Annotated in this window: 20 protein-coding genes; 5 read left to right on the top strand and 15 right to left on the bottom strand. The window is 53.3% G+C overall.

What is annotated here, in order from left to right; translation table 11 throughout:
- Positions 1-54: 54 nt before the first annotated feature.
- The 5 genes from amtB to PW844_RS23280 form a co-directional block, all read right to left on the bottom strand.
- Positions 55-1,344: an ammonium transporter AmtB gene (amtB, locus tag PW844_RS23260; RefSeq protein WP_299456865.1), complete on the bottom strand. Its 1,290-nt coding sequence runs from the start codon at positions 1,342-1,344 to the stop codon at positions 55-57.
- A 31-nt stretch (positions 1,345-1,375) separates the two neighbouring features.
- Positions 1,376-1,714: a P-II family nitrogen regulator gene (glnK, locus tag PW844_RS23265; RefSeq protein ID WP_007886947.1), complete on the bottom strand. Its 339-nt coding sequence runs from the start codon at positions 1,712-1,714 to the stop codon at positions 1,376-1,378.
- A 258-nt stretch (positions 1,715-1,972) separates the two neighbouring features.
- Positions 1,973-3,748, bottom strand: a complete 1,776-nt coding sequence (locus tag PW844_RS23270) for a SmdB family multidrug efflux ABC transporter permease/ATP-binding protein (RefSeq protein ID WP_299456921.1) — start codon at positions 3,746-3,748, stop codon at positions 1,973-1,975.
- Complete coding sequence (locus PW844_RS23275) at positions 3,741-5,510, bottom strand: SmdA family multidrug ABC transporter permease/ATP-binding protein (RefSeq protein WP_299456924.1); 1,770 nt, start codon at positions 5,508-5,510, stop codon at positions 3,741-3,743. The genes PW844_RS23270 and PW844_RS23275 overlap by 8 nt, the downstream gene beginning before the upstream one ends.
- Positions 5,511-5,534: 24 nt before the next feature.
- Positions 5,535-5,996, bottom strand: a complete 462-nt coding sequence (locus PW844_RS23280) for an Lrp/AsnC family transcriptional regulator (RefSeq protein ID WP_084873177.1) — start codon at positions 5,994-5,996, stop codon at positions 5,535-5,537.
- Positions 5,997-6,111: 115 nt separating this feature from the next.
- Between PW844_RS23280 and PW844_RS23285 the strand changes: the two genes are divergently transcribed.
- A complete protein-coding gene (locus PW844_RS23285) occupies positions 6,112-7,146 on the top strand; it encodes a PLP-dependent cysteine synthase family protein (protein WP_299456927.1) in 1,035 nt (344 codons plus the stop codon).
- Positions 7,147-7,180: 34 nt separating this feature from the next.
- Here PW844_RS23285 and cof read toward each other — a convergent pair whose 3' ends face one another.
- Entirely contained in the window at positions 7,181-8,005 is an 825-nt protein-coding gene (gene cof / locus PW844_RS23290) for an HMP-PP phosphatase (protein WP_299456929.1), read from the bottom strand.
- Between the two features lie 93 nt (positions 8,006-8,098).
- Here cof and PW844_RS23295 point away from each other — a divergent pair, with 93 nt between their 5' ends.
- Together PW844_RS23295 and queC are read left to right on the top strand one after the other, a co-directional pair.
- Complete coding sequence (locus tag PW844_RS23295; protein WP_299456931.1) at positions 8,099-9,826, top strand: SgrR family transcriptional regulator; 1,728 nt, start codon at positions 8,099-8,101, stop codon at positions 9,824-9,826.
- Positions 9,827-9,852: 26 nt separating this feature from the next.
- Positions 9,853-10,548, top strand: coding sequence for a 7-cyano-7-deazaguanine synthase QueC (gene queC, locus PW844_RS23300; RefSeq protein ID WP_299456933.1), 696 nt, complete (start codon positions 9,853-9,855; stop codon positions 10,546-10,548).
- A gap of 43 nt (positions 10,549-10,591) precedes the next feature.
- Here queC and PW844_RS23305 read toward each other — a convergent pair whose 3' ends face one another.
- The 9 genes from PW844_RS23305 to bolA all read right to left on the bottom strand — a co-directional run bounded on the left by PW844_RS23305 (position 10,592) and on the right by bolA (position 20,977).
- Positions 10,592-10,990, bottom strand: a complete 399-nt coding sequence (locus tag PW844_RS23305; RefSeq protein WP_299456934.1) for a thioesterase family protein — start codon at positions 10,988-10,990, stop codon at positions 10,592-10,594.
- A gap of 102 nt (positions 10,991-11,092) precedes the next feature.
- Positions 11,093-11,416: a helix-hairpin-helix domain-containing protein gene (locus PW844_RS23310; protein ID WP_299456936.1), complete on the bottom strand. Its 324-nt coding sequence runs from the start codon at positions 11,414-11,416 to the stop codon at positions 11,093-11,095.
- Positions 11,417-11,556: 140 nt separating this feature from the next.
- Entirely contained in the window at positions 11,557-13,425 is a 1,869-nt protein-coding gene (gene ppiD / locus PW844_RS23315) for a peptidylprolyl isomerase (RefSeq protein WP_299456938.1), read from the bottom strand.
- A gap of 237 nt (positions 13,426-13,662) precedes the next feature.
- A complete protein-coding gene (gene hupB, locus PW844_RS23320) occupies positions 13,663-13,935 on the bottom strand; it encodes a nucleoid-associated protein HU-beta (RefSeq protein WP_014606441.1) in 273 nt (90 codons plus the stop codon).
- Between the two features lie 213 nt (positions 13,936-14,148).
- A complete protein-coding gene (gene lon, locus PW844_RS23325; RefSeq protein WP_084873164.1) occupies positions 14,149-16,503 on the bottom strand; it encodes an endopeptidase La in 2,355 nt (784 codons plus the stop codon).
- A 190-nt stretch (positions 16,504-16,693) separates the two neighbouring features.
- Positions 16,694-17,965, bottom strand: coding sequence for an ATP-dependent protease ATP-binding subunit ClpX (gene clpX / locus PW844_RS23330; protein ID WP_167136586.1), 1,272 nt, complete (start codon positions 17,963-17,965; stop codon positions 16,694-16,696).
- A 129-nt stretch (positions 17,966-18,094) separates the two neighbouring features.
- Complete coding sequence (clpP, locus tag PW844_RS23335; protein ID WP_084873160.1) at positions 18,095-18,718, bottom strand: ATP-dependent Clp endopeptidase proteolytic subunit ClpP; 624 nt, start codon at positions 18,716-18,718, stop codon at positions 18,095-18,097.
- Positions 18,719-19,055: 337 nt separating this feature from the next.
- Positions 19,056-20,360 carry a trigger factor gene (gene tig, locus PW844_RS23340; protein ID WP_084873158.1) on the bottom strand — a complete coding sequence of 435 codons (1,305 nt, stop codon included), beginning with the start codon at positions 20,358-20,360 and terminating at the stop codon, positions 19,056-19,058.
- A gap of 302 nt (positions 20,361-20,662) precedes the next feature.
- Positions 20,663-20,977: a transcriptional regulator BolA gene (gene bolA / locus PW844_RS23345; protein ID WP_084873155.1), complete on the bottom strand. Its 315-nt coding sequence runs from the start codon at positions 20,975-20,977 to the stop codon at positions 20,663-20,665.
- Between the two features lie 270 nt (positions 20,978-21,247).
- Between bolA and PW844_RS23350 the strand changes: the two genes are divergently transcribed.
- Together PW844_RS23350 and ampG are read left to right on the top strand one after the other, a co-directional pair.
- Positions 21,248-21,826 carry a lipoprotein gene (locus tag PW844_RS23350; RefSeq protein ID WP_084873154.1) on the top strand — a complete coding sequence of 193 codons (579 nt, stop codon included), beginning with the start codon at positions 21,248-21,250 and terminating at the stop codon, positions 21,824-21,826.
- Between the two features lie 53 nt (positions 21,827-21,879).
- Entirely contained in the window at positions 21,880-23,373 is a 1,494-nt protein-coding gene (gene ampG / locus PW844_RS23355) for a muropeptide MFS transporter AmpG (protein ID WP_299456970.1), read from the top strand.
- Positions 23,374-23,645 lie beyond the last annotated feature (272 nt).

Raw genomic sequence — 23,645 nt, forward strand, 5'->3', positions numbered from 1 at the left:
TCGCCCCTTCTGCTTTTTATTGTTTTAGCGCACTGCTCTTCTTCAGCCTGGCTCTTACTGGTTGTAAGCGTTTTCGCCGTGGCTGTTAACATCCAGACCTTCACGTTCCTGATCTTCCGGAACACGCAGGCCAACAATCATATCGGCCAGTTTGAAGCCAATGAAGGCAACCACACCGGACCAGACGATGGTGGTACCCACGCTGAACAGCTGAATCCAGACCTGATGACCCATAGTCACGCCTTCGGCATAACCCACGCCACCCAGTGAAGAGGAAGCGAACACACCCGTCAGGATACAACCTACGATGCCACACACGCCGTGCACACCGAACACGTCACACGGGTCATCAACACGCAGCCATTTCTTCAGGGTAGTGACACCCCACAGGCCAGCGAGACCACCCACCAGGCCGATAATCAGCGCACCACCAACACCGACATAACCACACGCCGGGGTGATAGCAACCAGACCCGCGATGAAGCCGGAAGAGGCACCCAGCAGAGAAGGCTTGCCACGCAGCGCCCACTCACCGAAGGTCCATGACAGTACCGCACCCGCAGTCGCAATCACGGTGTTCAGGAACGCCAGGGCAGCGATTTCGTTCGCAGCAGAGGCAGAACCGGCGTTGAAACCGAACCAGCCCACATACAGGATCGCAGTTCCGGTGAAGACCATCGGCAGGTTGTGCGGTTTGAATGCTTCTTTACCGAAGCCAGCACGTTTGCCCACCAGGTAAGCACCCACCAGACCAGCCACCGCGGCGTTGATATGCACCACAGTACCGCCTGCGAAGTCCAGCGCGCCATCGGTCGCCAGCAAGCCGCCAGCCCAGACCATGTGTGCAATCGGCAGATAGGCCAGAGTCAGCCATACCGCAACGAAAATCAGCACCGCAGAGAAACGAATACGTTCAGCGATAGAACCGACAATCAGGCCCACAGTGATACAGGCGAAGGAAGCCTGGAACGCAACGTGGATGTACTGATAGAAAGTCCCCATCAGTGCTTTCAGCTCGATGTTTTTCAGCATCGCCCACTGGAAGCTACCGAAGAAGGCGTTACCTTCGCTGAAGGCCAGCGAATAACCGTAAATCATCCACAACACGCAGACCAGGGAGAAGGTTACCGCTACCTGAGTCAGCATCGACAACACGTTTTTACCGCGAATCAAACCGCCGTAAAACAGGGCAATACCAGGAATTGACATGAACAGCACCAGCGCGGTGCAGATCATCATAAACGCGTTATCGGCTTTATCCGCAACGGCAGGTGCTGCCGCCATGGCCAGAGACGGTAACAGCGCCAGGCTGGTCAGGCCCAACTTCGTCATCATTTTATTCATTTCTTTCCATCCCATCACAATCAAGGCCCAGTTACAGTGCTGCTTCGTCGGTCTCGCCAGTACGAATACGGATAACGCGCTGCAGTTCCGCGACGAAAATTTTACCGTCGCCAATTTTGCCGGTGTAAGCGGCTTTACTGATGACATCGACCACTTCATCCAGCTGATCATCAGCAATGGCGATATCAATTTTTACTTTTGGCAGGAAGTTCACGCTGTACTCGGCACCGCGATAAAGCTCTGCGTGACCTTTCTGGCGACCGAAACCCTTCACTTCGGTAACTGTCAGTCCCTGAATGCCAATAGAGGATAAGGCTTCACGCACGTCCTCCAGCTTAAATGGTTTGATTACCACGGTAACCAGCTTCATACGATCCCCTCCAGGTATTTAATGAGTAAGTCTTACCGGACACGCAGGGATATAAGCAAAGGGTGTGCCATAAATAAAAAAACCGCAGAGTCAGCGCATTAGCCGCGTGGCAACACGCTTCGTTATGTGATGGACAACACAAATGCAACAAGGAAAGGAAGAAAGGAGTGGAATATTTGCACTTCTTTGGTGCGTACAGCCTCAAAGAAGTGCATTTGTACAGAATAATCCGATAATGGCGCTCAAAAAAGGTGCAACTCACCCTTCAGTGGCTAAGGGAATGCCCGCCGCGAGTTCATCACCTGCCTGTTGCAGCTGATACATTTGCCAGTAACGGCCCTGCTGCGCCAGCAATTCGCTGTGTGTGCCCCGCTCGGCAACCTGCCCACGGTGCAGCACCAGAATCTGATCTGCTTCGGTAATAGTGGAAAGGCGATGCGCAATCACCACCAGCGTGCTGTGCTGGCGCAACGCGCGCAGTGCGTGCTGGATAGCCTGTTCGGTGCCGGAATCGATATTGGCGGTGGCTTCATCGAGAATCAGAATCTGCGGTAGCGACACCAATACCCGCGCCAGTGCCAGCAACTGCTTCTGCCCGACTGACAGATTATTGCCCTGCTCGCCCAGCCGGGTATAGATGCCATCCGGCATCGAGCGTACCAGTGGCGCAAGTTGCACCGTTTCCAGCGCTTGCCATACCGCGTCTTCCGGGATATCGCGGCCAAGACGAACATTGGCAAGCAGGGTATCGGCCAGCACCACCGGATCCTGCTGCACCATGGCCACGCCCTGGCGCAACGCCTGATGTGTCAGTTGTGGCAACGGCCGACCATCCAACTCGATACTGCCACGCGTGACCGGGTAGTAGCCCATCAGCAGATTCGCCAGCGTGCTTTTGCCGCTGCCGGTGTGGCCCACCAGCGCGACAAAGCCACGCGCAGGCACATCCAGATCGATCCGGCTCAGCACATCACGATCGGCACGGTAAGCAAAACTGACATCACGCAACGCAATACGCCCGGACGCCAGCGGACGGTTGTCCGCGCCATAATCCTGCTGGACCGCATCCATCAGCTCAAAAATACGTTCGCCGGAGACCACCGCCTGTTGCAGCATGGATTGCTGCGTGGTGAGTTCGATCAACGGCTCGTTCAGACGCCCGAGCCAGGTAATAAACGCGTACAACACACCGACTTCAAACACACCGGGCGTGGCAAAACTGAACAGCATCAGCAGGCCGCACAAAATTAGTGCAGAGAACAAACTCAGCAACGGACGAAGCAGGAAGCCATCGAGTCGCAGCGTCTCCATACGAGCCAGATAGTGGGAGCGGCTGGCCTCCCCCATGCGTTCGCCAAAACGCGCCTGCTGGCGAAATTGCTGGATTACGCTCATGCCGTTAATCACTTCATTGAAGCCATTATTGATATCCGCCAGATAGCTGCGTACCCGACGCGCAATGGGCGTGCTGTAACGCTGGTAAATCAGCATCACCACCAGAACCAGCGGGAAAATGGCAATCGCCACCAGCGCCATACGCCAGTCGAGAGCAAACATCGCCACCAGCATGGCACCAATCAATGCGGCACTGCGCAACACCGTTGCCACGACCGTGACATAAAGATCGCGGATGACCTCGGTATCGTTGGTGACACGCGAAATAATCTGCCCCACTGGCTGGGTATCAAAGGCGCTGAGCGGCTGGCGCAACGCGGCATTCATCACATCAGAACGTAATTGCTGTACCACACCGATCGCGGCGCGGTTAAACAGCAAAGCCTGAAAATAATGCAACCCGGCCGCCAGCAGTTGCAACAGAATAAAACCCACCACCAGCCCGGCGACAATACCCCACGGCATCTGATGTTTCGCCACCAGATGATCGATAAAATAACTGACCAGCACCGGTCCGGTGACTTCCGCCGCTGCGGCCAGCCACAGCATCCCCACCGCCAGCCATAACGATTTGCGCCAGGGTTTACCGTAAGAAAGTAAACGTTTTAGCGTGGGCCACAAGCGTACAGATTTAGCCACGACTCGCTCCTTCGGTGATCTCATCCTCGTCCAGCGCTGCTTCCAGCTGTTGGTAACGGTACATATCGCGATACCAGCCGTTTTGTGCCGCCAGCTCATCGTGATCGCCGCGCTGTGCCACCATGCCCTGCTGCAGCACCAGAATTTCGCTGGCTTCCGTCAGTGCCGACAAACGATGGGCACTGATAATCAGGGTTCGCCCCTGACCCCACTGTCGCAGGTTGTGCAGGATATCGTGTTCGGTGCGCCCATCCACGGCAGACAGCGCATCATCCAGAATCAGGATCTCGGCATTCAGCAACAGCGCACGCGCAATGGCAATCCTCTGCTTCTGTCCCCCCGACAACATGACACCACGTTCACCCACTTCAGTCTCATAACCCTGCGGTAAGCGCAGGATATCCTCGTGGACACAGGCCATTTTCGCCACGCGTTCAATCTCATGCTGGCTGGCATTAGGTCGCCCCAGCGCAAGGTTATTGGCTACGGTGTCAGAAAACAGGAAAGGCGTCTGGCTGACCACCGCCAGACGGCTGCGCCAGCTATCGATACGCAGCTGCGGCAACGGTATGTTGTGATAACGAATGTCGCCCTGCTCAAGGTCAAAGTGGCGCTGAATCAGACTCAGTAACGTACTTTTACCACATCCGGTCGGCCCGCATAGTCCCAGCATCTGACCGGGCTTGAGCTGAAAATTGACATGGCTGAGTGCTACACCGGCCGTGGCCGGATAACGGAATTCGCGAATCGCCACCTGCAAATTCCCCGCTTCCGGTGGCAGAACCGTCTGACCATCTTCAACCGCCGGTGCTTCTGCCAGCAGCGCGCGGATACGACTCCAGGCGGCGCTGCCGCGCTCGACAATATTGAACATCCACGCCAACGCCAGCATCGGCCAAATCATCAGGCCGAGATACATGACAAAACTGGTGAGCTGTCCCAGCGTCAGGCTGCCGTGCCACACCATCCAGCTACCGCCACCAATCGCCAGCAGGTTTGATAAACCAATGGCGATATAAATGGTGGGATCAAAACGCGCATCCACCCGCGCCACCCGCAAATTTTTCTCACCGGTATCGCGTGCGATAGCAGCAAACTGCTGCGACTGATGATCTTCCAGACCAAAGGCTTTGATCATACGAATGCTGGTCAGGCTTTCCTGAGTTTGATCGTTCAGGCTGGAGAACGCTGCCTGGGCGAGTTTGAAGCGATTGTGCAGCTGGTTACCGTAACGATGGATAATCACCGCCATCATCGGCATTGGCACCAGCGCCAGTAAGGTAAGCTGCCAGCTGATTTGCACGCTCATCACCACCAGCACCATACAGCCCATCACCAGCGAATCCACCAGTGTCAGCACCCCTTCCCCGGCGGCGAACACCACGCGATCGACATCGTTGGTGGCGCGGGCAATCAAATCACCGGTACGGTGGCGCAGATAAAATGCCGGATGCTGGCGACTCAGCTGACGATAAAAATCCTCACGCAGTTTCACCGCCAATTGGTACGAGGCACCAAAAAGCAACACGCGCCAGACATAGCGCAGCAGATAGACGATAACGGCGGTAATCAGCATCACGCCGATCCACATCATCAGCCGTCCGGTGCTTAAGGTATGTTGGGTGACGCCATCCACAATCACCCCCACCAGATGCGGTGGCAGTAATTGCAGAAGCGCAATAATGATTAGCAAAGTGACTGCGCCCAGATATCGCCGCCACTCACGCAGAAAATACCAACTCAACTGGCTGAATAATCGCACAAGACTGTCTCTTTCTTTACCCGTTCAGGGTGCCACCGGCAATGCGGTTGTGTATTTAATCTCTTCCATGGCGAAGCTGGAGGTCACATCAATCAGGCCCGGTACGCCATTCACCAGCCGCTTATAAAAACCATCATAACTTTTCATATCCGCGACCTGAATCCGCAGCAGATAGTCGTATTCCCCGGCCATACGATAGAACGCCATCACTTCCGGCATCTGCTGGACGACGCTGACAAATTGCTGGTACCAGTCACTGCTGTGTTGCTGGGTTTTGACAAACATAAACGCCGTCAGTGCCAGGCCGATTTTTTCCCCGTCCAGCAACGCAACGCGCGCACGAATAATGCCATCATCTTCCAGTTTTTTCAGGCGTTTCCAGCACGGTGTAGTGGTGAGATTGACCGCATCCGCCAGCGCCTGTAGCGACAGGGTGCAGTCCTGCTGCAATAATGCCAGCAGTTTACGGTCAGTTTTATCTAGCATTTACCTCTCCGGGAGAAAATTTTTCTCTCATCGGGCCATTATACCCGGATTAAAGCAACCTCTTTTTCCTGCCAGTGCCTTACACTGTGGCCATTCAATTTTGCGGAAACACAGCATGCAAACGCCCTGGATTCGTCACGCTATCAACGAAATTAACGCTGATATTCAGCGTTCTGCTGATACACACCTGATTCGCTTTACGCTGGATGATTTCCCCGGCATTCGTTTCTATCTGAAAGATGAAAGCACCCATCCCAGCGGCAGCCTGAAGCATCGTCTGGCACGGTCGCTGTTTCTGTATGGTCTGGCGAATGGCTGGATCCGCAAAGGGACACCCATTATAGAAGCCTCCTCCGGCAGTACGGCGGTATCGGAAGCCTATTTTGCCCGTCTGCTGGGGCTGCCGTTTATCGCGGTGATGCCTGCCAGTACCGCCAAACGTAAAATTGAGCAGATCCGCTTTTATGGCGGCGAATGTCACTTCGTCAGCGACCCCTGCCAGCTTTACAGCGAGTCAGAGCGCCTGGCGCGTGAACTGAATGGCCATTTTATGGACCAGTTCACCTACGCTGAACGTGCTACGGACTGGCGGGGTAATAACAATATTGCCGAAAGTATTTTCCGCCAGATGGCGCATGAACCTTTCCCGGTGCCGCATACCTTGATCATGAGTGCTGGCACCGGCGGTACTTCCGCTACCCTGGGACGTTATATTCGCTATCAGGGTTTTGACACCCGGCTGCTGGTGGTCGATCCACAGCATTCGGTTTTTTTTGATTACTGGCATAGCCGTGATAACCAGCTGCGCAGCGAACGTGGCAGCATGGTTGAAGGCATTGGCCGCCCACGCGTTGAACCCTCGTTCATGCCGGATGTCATTGATGAAATGATGAAAGTGCCGGACGTCGCAACCATTGCAGCGATGCTGAAACTGGAGCAGATTTTAGGACGCCGACCGGGAGCTTCCACTGGCACTAACTTCTGGGGCATGATGCAGGTGGCGAAGCGTATGCGGGCCCAGGGGGAGCAAGGGTCACTGGTGACCATTTTATGCGACAGTGGCGAGCGTTATCCGGATACCTATTACGATCCCCAATGGGTGGCTGATCACATTGGCGATATCGCGCCGTGGGTGCGTGAACTGCAATAAAAAACCGGACATCCTGTCCGGTTCACTGCAAACCTCAGCATTCGGGGGAATAATCGAGGTGTGGTGTGGTCATCCAGTGATTTAAATAGTGAGACACCGCCTGTGTCTCGCAATGGCCAATAACCGGTAAATGGGGCAACACCGCTTTCAATTGATGCATGGCGTTGCCCATAATGAAGCCGTTACCTACCTGCTCCAGCATTTCGCGATCGTTCATGGCATCGCCAAACGCCATGCAATCCGCTAACGACAGTGAAAGGTGCTGGCACAGCCATGTCAGCGCAGCACCCTTGTGGCAACCCAACGGCAGTACTTCCAGACAATCCCAGGCAGAAAAACAAATATTCGCACGTTCGCCCAGCGCTTCACGCAGTTCGATTTCCAGGGCACGCAGTGTTTCATGCGGGGCAATAAAGCAGATTTTGGTCACTTCATGAGCTGACATTTTCTTCAGGTCACGCAGCTGATACTGGAAACCACTCATCACATGCGCTTCGCGTACAAAGGGCAACGGTTTGTCGGTAAACCAGCCTTCATCATTAAATACATGGATAGACGCGGGAGTTTGCCAGTGGCGATGAAGCACCTCTTCGGCGATCGATGGCGGCAAATCGCAGCCAAATAACAGGTTGCCATCCAGATCGTGCACGCGCGTGCCATTCCCGGTAATCAGCCATGCAGGCAGCGTAATCAGCTCCTTCACCACCGGTTGCATATCCAGCAAATGACGTCCGGTGGCAAAGGTCAGCGTGACGTCACGATGGTGTAAGGCGTGCAGACTGGCGAGCGTTTCTTTGCCTAAGCGATGTGTTGGCAGCAACAGCGTGCCATCCATATCAAATGCCGCGAGGCGGACCATGCGAGTTCTCCTGTCGGTTAGAGACCTTTACTATCGCCTGGTAATTACGGAACTAATAGTGAATACTTTTAGAAAACTGTTCCGGGTTTAGATATGCGCCAGCTTAATCGGGTCAATCAATTTCAGCGTCTCTGGCAACTTAGCCAGGGTGAAACGCAGCATCTGAGTGTCGCGACGATGGCACAGCACTGTTTTTGCAGTGAACGCCATATCCGCACCCTGTTACGGCAATGGCAGGAGGCCGACTGGCTGCGCTGGCAGGGCACTGCGGGACGCGGTAAACAGGGAACTCTGACCTTTCTCACCACCCCGGATCAGCTACGCCAGCAACTTTTGCAGCAGCAACTTGCGGCAGGGGAAGCAACGCAGGCATTGCAGGTGCTGGATGTGCAACCGGAGCATTTGCTAACGATGCTGCGCCCATTGATGGGTGGACAATGGCTCAATCAGGCCCCGGTACTGCGTATTCCTTACTATCGGCCCCTCGAAGCGCTGCTGCCGCTGCATCTGACCGGGCGCGCCGAACAACACCTCGCCCGTCAGATCTTTTCCGGGCTGACGCGCTTTCGGGACAATAATGTTGAAGGCGACTTAGCCCATCACTGGCAGCATGATGAAAGTGGCTGCGACTGGTTTTTCTGGCTGCGCCCGCAGCTCAGCTGGCATAACGATGAACCGCTGTATGCCACGCAACTGGTCACGCAGTTACACAAGATTCTGCGTAGCGCACCGGGATTACGCTTGCTGGCTTCGGTTGAAAGCATCACTGCCCCTCACCCGCTGGCGCTGCGTATCCGCCTGCGCCACAGTGATTATTGGCTGCCACAACGACTGGCGCATCAGTTTTGCCTGTTGCCACACCCGGAGCTTGCTACCATCGGCAGCGGTGCGTGGAAACTGGCGCATTTCACCGATGAACTGGTGCGACTGGAAAGCCACCCGCGCTGGCATCTGCAACGGCCACTGATCCAGGCCGTTGAATACTGGATCACCCCGCAATTGTTTGATCGTACCCTTGGCACCAGTTGTCGCCATCCGGTGCAAATTGCTATTGGTGATCCTGACGAGCTTGATGCTCTGCGCCCGGTCGATCGCAGCATCAGCCTGGGATTCTGCTACCTGGCACCGCGCATCTCATCCCGGCTCAGCTCAGCACAAGCCAAAACCCTGATTTCACTGATTCAGCGTAGCGGCATGATTCAGCAGTTACCGCTGGATGAGGGGCTCATCACGCCAAGCCTGGAGCTGCTGCCCGGCTGGCCAGTCCCCCCACCCGCCGAAGAAAATGCGCCGCTGCCCGCCACACTGACACTGCATTATCATCTGCCGGTTGAGCTTCATGTGATGACTGAAGCACTGAAACCCCTGCTGGCCAGCTATGGTTGCCAGCTGACCTGCATATTCCATGATGTGAAAAGCTGGCGCGATGAACGCGAGCTGGCCGATGCAGACGTGGTGATGGGTGATCGTCTGATTGGCGATGCGCCACTGTTTACCCTGATCAGCTGGCTGGAAAACGATCCGGTATGGCAACCGCTCAGGGGTGCGCACAGTGACATCCATTTACGTCAACATTTGCGCGAGATCGCTCAACAACAGAACCCGGATCAGCGTGCTATTCTTAGCCACCAGCTGTTTGAGCAACTGATGCGCGCCGGTTATCTGCTGCCATTATTTAATTATCGCTACCAGATTTCAGCCCCGCCCGGCGTGGAAGGCATTCAACTCAATAGCCTGGGCTGGTTCGACTTCACGCGTGCCTGGATACCACCACCAGCCGCAGTCGATACTGTTCATCACACACCCGAGCCATTACCATAGCGGCTCGGTTTTATACGGAAGAAAAGATGAAAAGAGCCGTTGTAGTTTTTAGTGGCGGACAAGACTCCACCACCTGCTTAATTCAGGCGTTGCAACAATATGATGAAGTGCATTGCGTCACCTTTGATTATGGTCAGCGCCATCGTGAAGAAATTGAGGTGGCATCCGAACTGGCACATAAGCTCGGTGCCCGGGCGCACAAAGTGCTGGATGTGACGTTGCTGAACGAATTAGCCGTCAGTAGCCTGACGCGCGATAACATCCCGGTCCCGGCTTATGATCCTGAAGCCAGTGGTTTGCCAAGCACCTTTGTGCCGGGTCGCAATATCCTGTTTTTAACGCTGGCCTCAATTTATGCCTATCAGGTTGAAGCCGAAGCGGTGATCACCGGCGTGTGCGAAACTGACTTCTCCGGCTACCCTGACTGCCGCGATGAGTTTGTTAAGGCCCTGAATAACGCCGTCAGTCTGGGAATGGCGCGCAATATTCGTTTCGAAACACCGCTGATGTGGCTGAACAAAGCCGAAACCTGGGCGCTGGCCGACTACTGGCAGCAACTGCCACTGGTACGTGCTGAAACGCTGACCTGCTATAACGGCGTAAAAGGCGATGGTTGTGGCGAATGTGCCGCCTGCCATTTACGTGCGCGTGGTCTGGCGGATTACCAGGCGAATGCAGCGGCGATTATGGCGCAGATGAAACAGAAAAGTGCTCTGGCCTGATCCCTCCGAAATCGGCTGGCGTCGCTGACGCCAGCTCTGTCAGCTAAACCATCAGTGCCGCCAGACGTTCACGCAGTTCCCCTTCCATCGGCACTGCTTTTTGCGTGCGCAAATCAATACAAACAAAAGTTAATGCCGCATCAGCAACCGGCGAACCATCGCTGGCCAGCAATACACGTTGCGAAATGACACCACTCTTGCCATTCAATTGAGCAATCTCACTCTCAATGGTCAGTACGTCGCCCAGCACAGCCGGGCGGCGATAGTTAATGTTGATATTCACCACCACAAAGGCGAGTTTCTGCTGTACCAGCCAGTTAAACGCATCGACATCTTCCAGCCACTGCCAGCGCGCTTCCTCCAGAAACTCCAGGTAACGCGCGTTGTTAACATGCTGATAGACATCAAGATGGTAGCCGCGCACTTTGATTGTGGTCTGCATTGTTGCTCCTGATTAGGCTGAGAATGACAACTGGTTGGACCTGTTGAGCATAGCACAGCGTAAATGCAGGTCTGCTTCATCCTTCATGAGTCGCGAGCTTTCTCACAATTTCAGCCGGACGCTATTACGTTCAACCAACGCACTGCCAATGCCTGGCACCTCCTTTAATTGATCAATCGCGGTAAACGGGCCGTACTGTTCCCGATAGCTGACGATGGACTGGGCTTTCTTCAGACCGATGCCATTCATGGCGGCGGCGAGTTCCTCTGCTGTGGCTTCATTGATGCTGATCTGCCCTTCTGCCGGTGACGAAACCTGTGTGGCCTGAGTTTCACTGGGACTTTCCGCCGCAGCCAGGCTGGAGGTAGCGACCGTGCCAGCCAGGGCCAGCGAGAAGAATAAAACCTGAAAAGTGTGTTTGACCATGCTGTGTCTCTCCTTGTGTTTAACAGCAGATGCAGGGTGTCACAGCATGGGTAAAGGCTCAAAAGCGGATAATCAGAAATGGAAAAGGCCGCATAAGCGGCCTTTGGTTGTTTCAGCGGTTCTGATTTTTTTTGCGAGGCTTACTGCATTTGTGCGGCTGCGCCGTACTTGATTTTGGCGTCTTTACGCAGGTTTTCCAGCAGGGCTTCGAAGGCGATCTGCGCGTTATTCTGCGTCACACCTTTCACCATCTGGTCAATCTGCGGCTGCGGCATGCTACCCGCGCTGACTTTATCCAGGGCTACCAGTACCACATTGCCCTGCATATCTTCGCTCACACCCCAGGACGGTTTGTTATCCGCTGGCTGTGGCAGATTAAATGCTGACTGCGCGACCGGATCCTGCGCATTGCGATCAACCGATTTGCTGGCGCTGAGCGTCAGACCGGCGGCCTGCAACACATCCTGCTTACCGGCATTGAGATCGGCCAACAGTTTGTTCGCCTGCTCTTTCGCCTGCTGCGTGGCTTTATCATGTTTCAGAGTATCGGCGATTTGCGCTTTCACCTGATCCAGCGGTTTCACTGCTTCTGGCTTATGTTCGCTGATACGCAGTACAAACGCGCGATCACCATCGACTGAAATGATGTCCGAGTTATTGCCCGGCGCACCGTTCTGACCCACGAGACCACCGTTGAAAATCGCCTGTTTAACCGCGTCGAAATCCAGATCCTGCGGTACGCTGTCCTGGCTAAACCAGTCAGTCTCCACCACTTTCAGACCTGAAGCCTCAGCGGCACCCGCCAGGGATTCGTTATCGTTGCTGGCCGCTTCGCTGACTTTCTGCTGCATTTTATAGAAGGCATCCACCGCTTTTTCCTGCTTCACTTTGTCAGCAACGGCAGCATGTACTTCTGCCAGCGGTTTCACCTGCTCCGGCTGGATGTCATCCAGACGCGCAATCAGGAAGCCCACGGATGACTTGATGACACCAGAGAGCTGACCTTTTTCCGTCAGATTGGCGTTTTTGAGTTCATCAGGGGTAGTGTTCGGTTCCAGCCAGCCCATGTCACCGCCTTTACGGGCGGAGATCGGGTCGATAGATTTGCTCTTCGCCAGCGTCGCAAAATCTTCGCCTTTTTTCAGCGCATCCAGCACGGCGTTAGCATCTGCTTCAGTTTTAGTCTGAATCACGCTGTAACGGTTACGCTGCGGCTGAGAATAATCGGCTTTGTGCTGATCGAACCAGCTCTGGATATCCGCTTCGCTGGCCGTTTCCTGCAGGCTGGCAGCATCCATTTTGATATAGCTCACACGGAACTGCTCAGGCGCCATAAAGCTGCTCTGATGCTGCTGGTAATACTGGCTGATTTCATCGTCAGTCACGGTTTGTTTTGCCGCCAGCGCATTGACATCAATCGTCGCCTGACGAATTTCACGTTGCTGTGCCACCAGGTCAACCAGTTTGCTGGTTTCGCCTTTCAGCATGAAATCGGTGTTGGCCACAGCGTTGATCAGCTGCTGTGTCGCCAGCTGCTTACGCAGTGCTTCAGCATATTGGTCAGCGGTGAACCCCATGCTGCTGATCAGGCCGTTATATTTGACGTTGTCGAACTTACCATTGGTCTGGAAAGCCTGCTGACTGAAAATCGCCTGCTTGACCTGGTCATCGCTGATACCAATGTGTAAATCTTTGATGTACTGATCAAGCAGAGCCTGATCAATCAACTGAGAAAGCGCCTGCTGGCGCATCTGCTGCATATAGCCTTCGTTGCTGGCCAGCTGCGAGAATTGATCACCCAGCATCTGTTGCTGGCGATTGCGCTCATTGTTATAAGCCTGTTCCAGCTCTGCCCGGCTGATTTCGTGGCCGTTCACTTTGGCAGCATAATCACTGTTACCGCCAATCAGGTAGTTGCCCACCCCGGTCAGTACAAAGGACAGGATAATCAATCCCAGAATGATTTTGAGCACGACGTGATTTCCCGCCGCACGTAAATTGTCCATCATGGTATGACAACACTCCGCTGTAGTGTGAATGTAAAGCTCTGACACGATGTCATCATCGTGCAGCTGCAGTTCAGGCTGGCAGCTGGCAACCCTGCGGAGACAAGAGCCAAAGGCTTTTTGCTGCGCATCAGAATAAAAAAGGCACATCAAAAATGATGTGCCCGTATGTTACATGAGAACGGCTTTTGCGTCCTCAATCCATCGAAGAAAATGCTTCAACGGATGTGACAACAGTCATTAATTGACAGCGTCTTTCAGTGCCTTACCAGCACGGAAGCCCGGCACTTTACCAGCCGGAATGGTGATTTCTTTACCGGTTTGCGGGTTACGGCCGGTGCGAGCAGCGCGCTCACGAACAGAGAAAGTACCGAAACCAACCAGTGCCACTTCATCACCGCCTTTCAGCGCATCAGAAACGGAGCCCATGAATGCATCTAATACACGTCCCGCTGCCGCTTTAGAAATATCCGCATCCGCAGCAATTTTGTCGATCAACTGTGACTTATTCACTCTATTCATCCCCTCTTTTATTATTCACATCGTATCCGAGCTTCCCGCCGGGTACGAACGCGCAGCCAGTTATATCAAGCCTTTCGAGCCGAAACAACGGTATTCATCTTAATCGTTGATCCAGCAGCCCCCTAACTTAGCGGCACAAAAAAAGGCTGGCAAGCACCATTTGGCCTGCCAGCCTCGCTTTTTAGCGGTTTTTGCCGTTAATCACTATTTTGCGGTCGCAACCAGCATCCCGTAAGGCGCATTTTCCAGCGCCAGGTTCAGCACCTCTTCAATGCGTTTCACCGGATGAATGGTCAGATCGGCAATCACGTTCTGTGGAATTTCTTCCAGATCGCGTTTGTTCTCATCCGGGATCAGCACCGTTTTGATGCCACCACGGTGTGCTGCCAGCAGTTTCTCTTTCAAGCCACCAATTGGCAGTACCTGACCACGCAGCGTGATCTCACCGGTCATCGCCACATCAGAACGCACCGGGTTGCCGGTCAGACAGGACACCAGCGCAGTACACATCGCGATACCTGCGCTCGGACCATCTTTCGGCGTCGCACCTTCCGGCACGTGAACGTGGATATCACGTTTCTCGTAGAAATCGCCGTTAATACCCAGTTTTTCAGCGCGAGCACGAACCACGGTCAAAGCGGCCTGGATGGATTCCTGCATCACTTCACCCAGTGAACCGGTATAGGTCAGTTTACCTTTACCCGGTACACAGGCGGTTTCGATGGTCAGCAGATCACCACCCACTTCTGTCCACGCCAGACCCGTCACCTGACCTACTCGGTTTTCGCTGTCGGCACGGCCATAGTCAAAGCGTTGTACCCCAAGGAAATCTTTGAGGTTGTCACCGTTGATGCTGATGTGTTTTTTCTCTTTATCCATCAGCAACGCTTTCACCGCTTTACGGCACAATTTGGAGAGTTCACGCTCCAGGCTACGCACGCCAGCTTCACGGGTGTAGTAGCGGATGATGCCCATAATCGCGCTGTCATCGACGCTGATTTCTTTCTCTTTCAGCGCATTACGCTCAATCTGTTTCGGCAGCAGGTGCTGTTTCGCGATGTTCAGTTTTTCATCTTCGGTATAACCGGAAAGACGAATCACTTCCATACGGTCAAGCAGCGGCGCCGGGATGTTCATTGAGTTTGAGGTCGCTACGAACATCACGTCTGACAGATCGTAATCCACTTCGAGATAGTGATCGTTAAAGGCGATGTTCTGTTCCGGATCCAGTACCTCAAGCAGCGCAGAAGCAGGATCGCCACGCATGTCCGAAGACATTTTGTCGATCTCATCCAGCAGGAACAGCGGGTTTTTCACCCCGACTTTCGCCATTTTCTGGATCAGTTTGCCCGGCATAGAACCAATATAGGTACGACGATGACCGCGGATTTCCGCTTCATCACGCACGCCACCCAGCGCCATACGGACATACTTACGGCCTGTCGCTTTGGCGATAGACTGGCCCAGAGAGGTTTTACCTACCCCCGGCGGTCCGACCAGACACAGGATCGGTCCTTTGATTTTGCTGACGCGACTTTGCACCGCAAGATACTCAAGGATACGGTCTTTCACGCGTTCCAGGCCGTAGTGATCGGTATCCAGCGTTTCCTGAGCTTTGCGCAGATCTTTCTTCACTTTGCTGCGCGCATTCCACGGTACCTGCACCATCCAGTCGATGTAGCCACGTACCACGGTTGCTTCAGCCGACATCGGTGACATCATTTTCAGCTTCTGCAGCTCAGCTTCGGCTTTTTCGCGCGCTTCGTCTGGCATTTTTGCCGCTTCGATTTTGCGTTTCAGCGCTTCATATTCATCAGGCGCATCGTCCATCTCGCCCAATTCTTTCTGAATCGCTTTCATCTGCTCATTCAGGTAATACTCGCGCTGGCTTTTCTCCATCTGCTTTTTCACGCGGTTGCGAATACGCTTCTCAACCTGCAGCAGATCGATTTCAGACTCCATCATTGCCATCAGATATTCCAGACGCTCGTTAACGTCGGACATCTCCAGCACGGATTGTTTGTCTGCCAGTTTCAACGGCATATGCGCCGCAACGGTGTCAGCCAGACGGGCTGCATCGTCAATGCTATTCAGTGAGGTCAGGACCTCAGGAGGAATTTTTTTGTTGAGCTTGATGTAGCCTTCAAATTGATTGATAGCGGTACGGACCAGCACTTCCTGTTCGCGCTCTTCAATTTCCGGCGAGATCAGATATTCAGCCTGGGCTACAAAGTGGTCGCCGTTGTCTGCCAGCGTGGTGATATGGGCACGCTGTAAACCTTCAACCAGCACTTTGACCGTGCCGTCCGGCAGCTTCAGCATTTGCAATACCGAAGCGACGGTCCCTACAGAGAAGAGATCGTTAATACCAGGTTCATCCGTTGAAGCCTCTTTCTGTGCAACCAGCATGATCTTTTTATCATGATCCATCGCGGCTTCGAGGCACCGAATCGATTTTTCCCGACCAACAAACAACGGAATTACCATGTGCGGATAAACCACCACGTCGCGCAACGGCAACACGGGGATTTCAATGCGTTCAGAACGCTCAGGATTCATAGAGCTCTCTCTTAGTTTAATGTCCGCCAGGTGATGGGAACCGCCTGAACACAGTCAATTTGCAGTTAAACCCACAGGATATTGAGTATATGGGGATGCTTATCCGACATTCAATGTCACAGGCGTGAGAAAAACAAAAGGGGAAAGATTTTCCCCTTTTTTAAGATAACAACGTGGTTTAATTGTTTATTTATTCGCCAGAAGCCTGCGCTTCATGCTTACCATAAATCAACATCGGCTCTGATTGACCATCGATAACCGACTCATCAATCACTACTTTCTCCACGTCTTCCATTGAAGGCAGGTCGTACATGGTTTCGAGTAACGCACCTTCCACGATTGAACGCAGACCACGCGCACCGGTTTTACGTGACATCGCTTTCTTAGCAATCGCTGTCAGCGCTTCATCACGGAACTCCAGCTCGACACCTTCCAGGTTAAACAACGCCTGGTACTGTTTGGTCAGCGCATTTTTCGGCTCACGCAGGATCTGAATCAGGGCTTCTTCACTCAGCTCGTTTAGCGTAGCAACCACTGGCAGACGACCAATGAACTCAGGAATCAGACCGAACTTGATCAGATCTTCTGGCTCCACCTGTGACAGCAGTTCACCTTCGCTGGCTTTCTGTGACTTGCCTTTCACCGTCGCTCCGAAACCAATACCTGAACCGGTTTCTACGCGCTGGGAAATCACTTTGTCGAGACCGGCGAATGCGCCACCACAGATGAACAGGATCTTCGAGGTATCAACCTGCAAAAATTCCTGCTGCGGGTGCTTACGGCCACCCTGCGGCGGTACGGCAGCCACGGTGCCTTCGATCAGTTTCAGCAACGCCTGCTGCACGCCTTCGCCCGATACGTCACGGGTGATTGACGGGTTGTCAGACTTGCGTGAAATCTTGTCAATTTCATCGATGTAAACAATGCCGCGCTGGGCTTTCTGCACATCGTAATCGCATTTCTGCAGCAGTTTCTGGATGATGTTTTCCACATCTTCGCCCACATACCCCGCTTCAGTCAGCGTGGTTGCATCGGCCATGGTAAACGGCACATCCAGCAAACGTGCCAGCGTTTCCGCCAGCAGGGTTTTCCCGCTACCGGTTGGACCGATCAGCAGAATGTTACTTTTGCCCAGCTCGATACCATTGCTGGTATCACCATTGCGCAAACGCTTGTAGTGGTTGTACACCGCCACAGCCAGCACCTTTTTCGCCTTTTCCTGACCGATGACATAATCATCGAGATGATGGCGGATTTCATGCGGCGTCGGCAGCGCACTGCGCTCGCGATGCGGGGCAACCTCTTTAATCTCTTCGCGAATGATGTCGTTACATAAATCGACACATTCGTCGCAGATATACACTGACGGCCCGGCAATCAGCTTACGCACTTCATGCTGGCTTTTGCCGCAAAAAGAGCAGTACAGCAACTTACCTGAACCGTCTTTGCGCTTATCTGTCATCAGCTAACCTCTTTTCGTTCTCAGGCCATACTGGCGTACGGCACTGGCCGTGCATTTACGGCCGATATTCATTCAACCCACCTGCCCTTCGTCCTGTTAACTATAGCGCAGGAGCCGGGCAGATGTGTCTTATTGGCGATGCGTCAAAATGGAGTCGACCAGGCCATACTCTACCGCTTCACTGGCAGAGAGGAAACGATCGCGCTCAGTGTCGCGCTCGATCTGCTCCAGCGATTTACCGGTATGCTCAGCCATCAGCTCATTCATACGCTGCTTAACTTTCAGAATCTCACGCGCATGGATTTCAATATCCGTAGCCTGCCCCTGATAACCACCCAGCGGTTGGTGAATCATGACACGCGAGTTAGGCAGGCAGAAGCGTTTGCCTTTCGTGCCTGCGGTCAGCAGGAACGCACCCATCGAACAAGCCTGGCCCATACAAATGGTGCTTACGTCAGGCTTGATGAATTTCATTGTGTCATAAATTGACATACCGGCGGTAATCACACCACCCGGTGAGTTAATGTAGAGGTAGATATCCTTCTCAGGATTCTCCGCTTCCAGAAACAGCATCTGCGCCACGATCAGGTTAGCCATATGATCTTCAACCTGGCCGGTCAGGAAGATCACACGCTCTTTGAGCAGGCGGGAATAGATGTCGTAAGAACGCTCGCCGCGCGAGGTTTGTTCGACCACCATTGGCACCAGCGCCATCTGCGGTGCAGTAAATTCACGATCGCCACTGTATGACATTACCGTCTCCTGGATAAATTTCGTTGGCAACATTCTGTACCGATTTTACGTGAGGCGTGCGACGAAAACCATGCGCTGCCTCCTCACTCCGACACCAACAGGACGGTTAATCAGTCAGTTTCACTGTCTTCATGCATTCTCCCTGTATCTGGGGATGCTGCCCAGTTATTTCAAGCATAACAACCTTTTCCCTAATCGCTAACACGGAAAAAGAGCTTAGCGAATAATTTGCCGATTAATTAATCAAATAGAAGACAAATCCAGGGACTTTAGCGAAAAAAATAAAAAGCCCGCGACTTTTTGGTCGCGGGCTTCGCACTTCGTGTTAACTAACGAATCAGGCTGAAGCAGTCTGGTTCATCAGTTCCTGGAAGTTAGTCGCTTTGTCGGTAACTTTTGCTTTTTCCAGCACCGCTTCTACTGCTTGTTCTTCCAGCGCTACGTTGCGCATGTTGTTCATCAGCTCGTTGTTCTTGCTGTAGAACTCGATTACTTCCTGCGGATCTTCGTACGCAGAAGCCATCTCTTCGATCAGCGCTTTAACGCGGGTTTCATCAGCCTGCAGCTCGTTGGTGCGAATCACTTCGCCCAGCAGCAGACCCACAACAACGCGGCGTTTCGCCTGCTCTTCGAACAGCTCGCGCGGCAGTTCCAGCGCTTGCTTCTCGTTGCCACCGAAACGCTGAGCCGCCTGGCGACGCAGAACATCGATCTCGCTGTCGATCAGGGCAGCCGGCACGTCGATAGCATTGGCGTTAACCAGGCCGTCGATCGCCTGAGACTTCAGACGGTTACGGATTGCGCCTTTCAGCTCGCGCTCCATGTTCTTACGTACTTCAGTACGCAGACCTGCTACTGAACCATCTTCCACGCCGAAACGCTGGATGAATTCTTCGGTCAGTTCCGGCAGTTCACGTACTTCAACTTTCTTCAGTACGATTTCGAACTTCGCGTCTTTACCTTTCAGGTTTTCCGCGTGGTAATCTTCCGGGAATTTCACGTCGATGGTGAAGGTTTCACCGGCTTTGTGACCCACAACGCCTTCTTCAAAGCCCGGGATCATGCGGCCCTGGCCCATGGCCAGAACGAAGTCAGAGGCTTTACCACCTTCGAACTCTTCGCCGTCAACAGAACCGGTGAAGTCGATGGTCGCGCGATCTTCAGCACCAGCGGCTGCATCGCTCTCTTTCCAGGTTGCCTGCTGCTTGCGCAGGGTTTCCAGCATGGTATCGACGTCAGCGTCGGTCACTTCAACAACCGGCTTTTCAACTTCGATGGTGTCGAGGCCTTTCAGCTCAACTTCCGGATAGACTTCGAATTCAACCGTAAAGGTGAAGTCTTCACCCAGCTTGTATTCACCTGGAACGTAGTTCGGTGCACCAGCCGGATTAATTTTTTCTTTAATGATGGCGTCAACAAAGTTGCGCTGCATCAGATCGCCCAGCACGTCCTGGCGAACAGATGCACCGTAGCGCTGAGCTACGATCTGCATCGGCACTTTGCCTTTACGGAAACCATCGATACGGACTTTCTTCGCCACATCCACCAGTTCTTTCTTCACTGCGCTTTCGATGCTGTCAGCTGCAACAGTAATCGTAATGCGACGGCCCAGACCCTGAGTGGTTTCTACTGAAACTGTCATCTTGCTACCTCAAAAAATCACGTGCTCGGTCAACTTCAGACACCACACATATGAAATGCGCCGTATCCAACTAACGGGAGGGCATCTGCTGACAGAACCTGTTCCCTGTTGTCAGAAGCTCCCGAAGACATTCCGGAAAAATAGACGCCGCATTATAGCGGCATCACCGGGGCGAGTCGAGGCTGCAAAGTCACCACTTTTAAACGGTTTTGCTGCTTTTTTGCGCCGCAGATCGCGTTTAGGAGCAAATAAGGAAGAGAAAACGGCCCGCAGGCCGTTTTATATAGATTAAGTAAGAAAAATCAGGCGAGCGTACCAGCACCACGACAATTAGGGGAAGCCAGCACCGTGTCCTGTAAGCCATCCCACTCTTTTTGTGTGTAAGTATGCAGTGCCAGCGCATGTACGCCTCCTGCAAACTCAGCCGTTAGCTCACTGTAAATGGAGCGATGGCGGGCTAAAAAACGCTGGCCGGTAAAGCAGTCACTGACGATCACCACCTTAAAGTGACTTTCAGAACCAGCAGGCACGTTATGACGGTAGCTTTCATCATGCACTTCGAGGTGTGCAGGGTCGAATGCCTTACGCAGCTTTTCTTCTATTTCTTCGCGAATCATTGTTAACACTCCTCTACGGCGAGCGCTGTGCCTCATCTGTTTAAATATTAGTAGGTTTTTAACCATTTCCGCAGGGAAGCTGGAAAAAATAATGTGCGCTGCGCATCTTAACCTGCCTGCCACGCAGGTCAACGGGGGTTTATCTCAGTCAATCTGAAAAAAGCCTTTACAATCAATTTCCACTGGCGGAGGGCTTTTTTCGCTGTCATGCAATGCTATGATGGCCGCAGTTTTGCAAACCAACCTATATACCCGCTAACGAGAATGAGTATGTTGAAAAAACTGTTATTCCCTCTGCTGGCTGCATTTATTTTGGCCGGCTGCGCCAGCAATAATACGACGCTGAATATCGAACCAAAAATTCAGCTGCCACAGCAGGATCCAAGCCTGATGGGCGTGACCGTCAGCATCAATGGCGCCGATCAACGTAGCGATCAGGCACTGGCAAAAGTAAACCGCGACGGCCAGCTGGTCACCCTCACACCATCCCGTGACCTGCGTTTCCTGCTGCAGGAAGTGCTGGAGAAACAGATGACCGCACGTGGCTATATGGTTGGCCCGAATGGCGCGGTTGATCTGCAAATTGTGGTTAATGGTCTGTATGCCGATGTGACACAGGGCAACGTGCGTTACAGCATTACCACTAAAGCGGACATTTCTATTATTGCTACCGCGAAAAATGGTAACAAACAGATTAAAAACTACCGCCAGACCTACAGCGTAGAAGGCGCATTCACTGCGACCAACGACAAGATCACCAACGCGGTTAACTCCACGCTTGGCGACGTGATTGCTGATATGGCGCAGGATACCAGCGTACATAACTTCATCAAACAGAACGCCCGTTAATCTCGCCGTTCTTCGCCCGGCCTCCTCTGGCCGGGCTTCACTTCAGGTTGGCTATGACTTCTCACTATCTGCGCATTTTTACCCAACGTAACGCCGCCGTTTTACTGCTGCTGGGTTTCGCTTCCGGACTGCCACTGGCGTTAACTGCAGGGACATTGCAGGCATGGATGACCGTTGAGAACGTTGATCTGAAAACCATTGGTTTTTTCTCCCTTGTCGGCCAGGCCTATGTGTTCAAGTTCCTGTGGTCACCGATGATGGACCGTTACACCCCACCTTTTCTTGGCCGTCGCCGTGGCTGGTTGCTGGTTACGCAACTGGCGCTCATCGGTGGCATTATCGCGATGGGCTATATGCAGCCCTCACGCGATTTAACGCTGCTGGCGACCCTTGCAGTGCTGGTCGCCTTCTGCTCCGCCTCACAGGATATTGTGTTTGATGCGTGGAAAACCGACATACTGCCGCCCGAAGAGCGCGGCAGCGGCGCGGCAATTACCGTATTAGGTTATCGCCTGGCGATGCTGATTTCCGGCGGCCTCGCGCTTTGGCTGGCCGATCGCTACCTGGGCTGGCAGGCCACTTACTGGTTGATGGCCGGACTGATGGTGCCTGGCCTGATCGCCACATTGCTGGCGAAAGAGCCGGCGGTCCCGGCCAATGAGCCGCACAGCCTGCGCCAGGCGGTTTCGCTGCCACTGAAAGACTTCTTCCTGCGCAACAATGCCTGGTTGCTCATCACGCTAATCATCCTTTATAAGCTGGGCGATGCGTTCGCAGCCTCACTCACCACCACGTTCCTGATCCGGGGCGTCGGTTTTAATGCAGGCGATGTCGGGCTGGTCAATAAAACCCTTGGCTTACTGGCTACCATCGTGGGTGCGCTGTATGGCGGCATGTTAATGCAACGCCTGAGCCTGTTCCGCGCGCTGATGATCTTTGGCGTGTTACAGGCGGTCTCCAACTTTGCTTACTGGTTGCTGGCGGTCACTCCACCGCATTTGTGGAGTATGGCCAGCGCGGTATTTATCGAGAACCTGTGCGGTGGGATGGGCACGGCAGCCTTTGTCGCGCTGCTGATGACGCTCTGCAATAAATCCTTTTCCGCCACCCAGTTCGCCCTGCTCTCGGCACTTTCTGCCGTTGGCAGGGTATATGTCGGCCCTGCGGCTGGCTGGCTGGTTGAACTCTGGGGCTGGTCAACGTTTTACGCCTTTACGGTCTTCGCAGGCGTACCGGGCCTGCTGCTGCTCTGGGTATGCCGTAACACGCTTCAGGCGATCCAGGAAAGCGGCGAATTTATCACCCGTAGCTATTGCCCGCAGGGGTATCGCTGGACCGTACGCCTGTTCAGCCTCGGATGTGCATTGCTGGCTCTGTGGTTGCTGGCGCTGGCGCTCGGCGCCGCAGGAATCTGGCAGAGCGGGAATTTGGTCACACATCTGTTTGAGGCAGGAATGGCCCTGGCCTTAATCGCCGTGGCATTTGGGGTGACACTGGATTACCTGGCGCTGCGAAAACACCCGCGGATAAAACAGCATCAGTCTTAATCACTATATTGTGGTTGGCGAAATAATTGACGAAAAAATATCTGCGACTAATTTTAGTAGATAGCATTTTTTCGCAACGACAAAAAGAAACATTATATTAACAATCTCAGAAAATATTAAAAACCGGTGAGCAATTATTTTGTAGCTTTCTTATCGCATAAATGATGCAAAATTGTTAAATAAATGGGTATTAAAAGTACGGTTTATGCTTTCCCTGTTTTTACTGCGGTTACTATCATTTGTTTTTGTTATATTGACGCCAACTGCTTGTC

The sequence above is a fragment of the Pantoea sp. genome (assembly GCF_028283705.1).
In the GTDB taxonomy this organism is placed as follows: Bacteria; Pseudomonadota; Gammaproteobacteria; order Enterobacterales; family Enterobacteriaceae; genus Pantoea.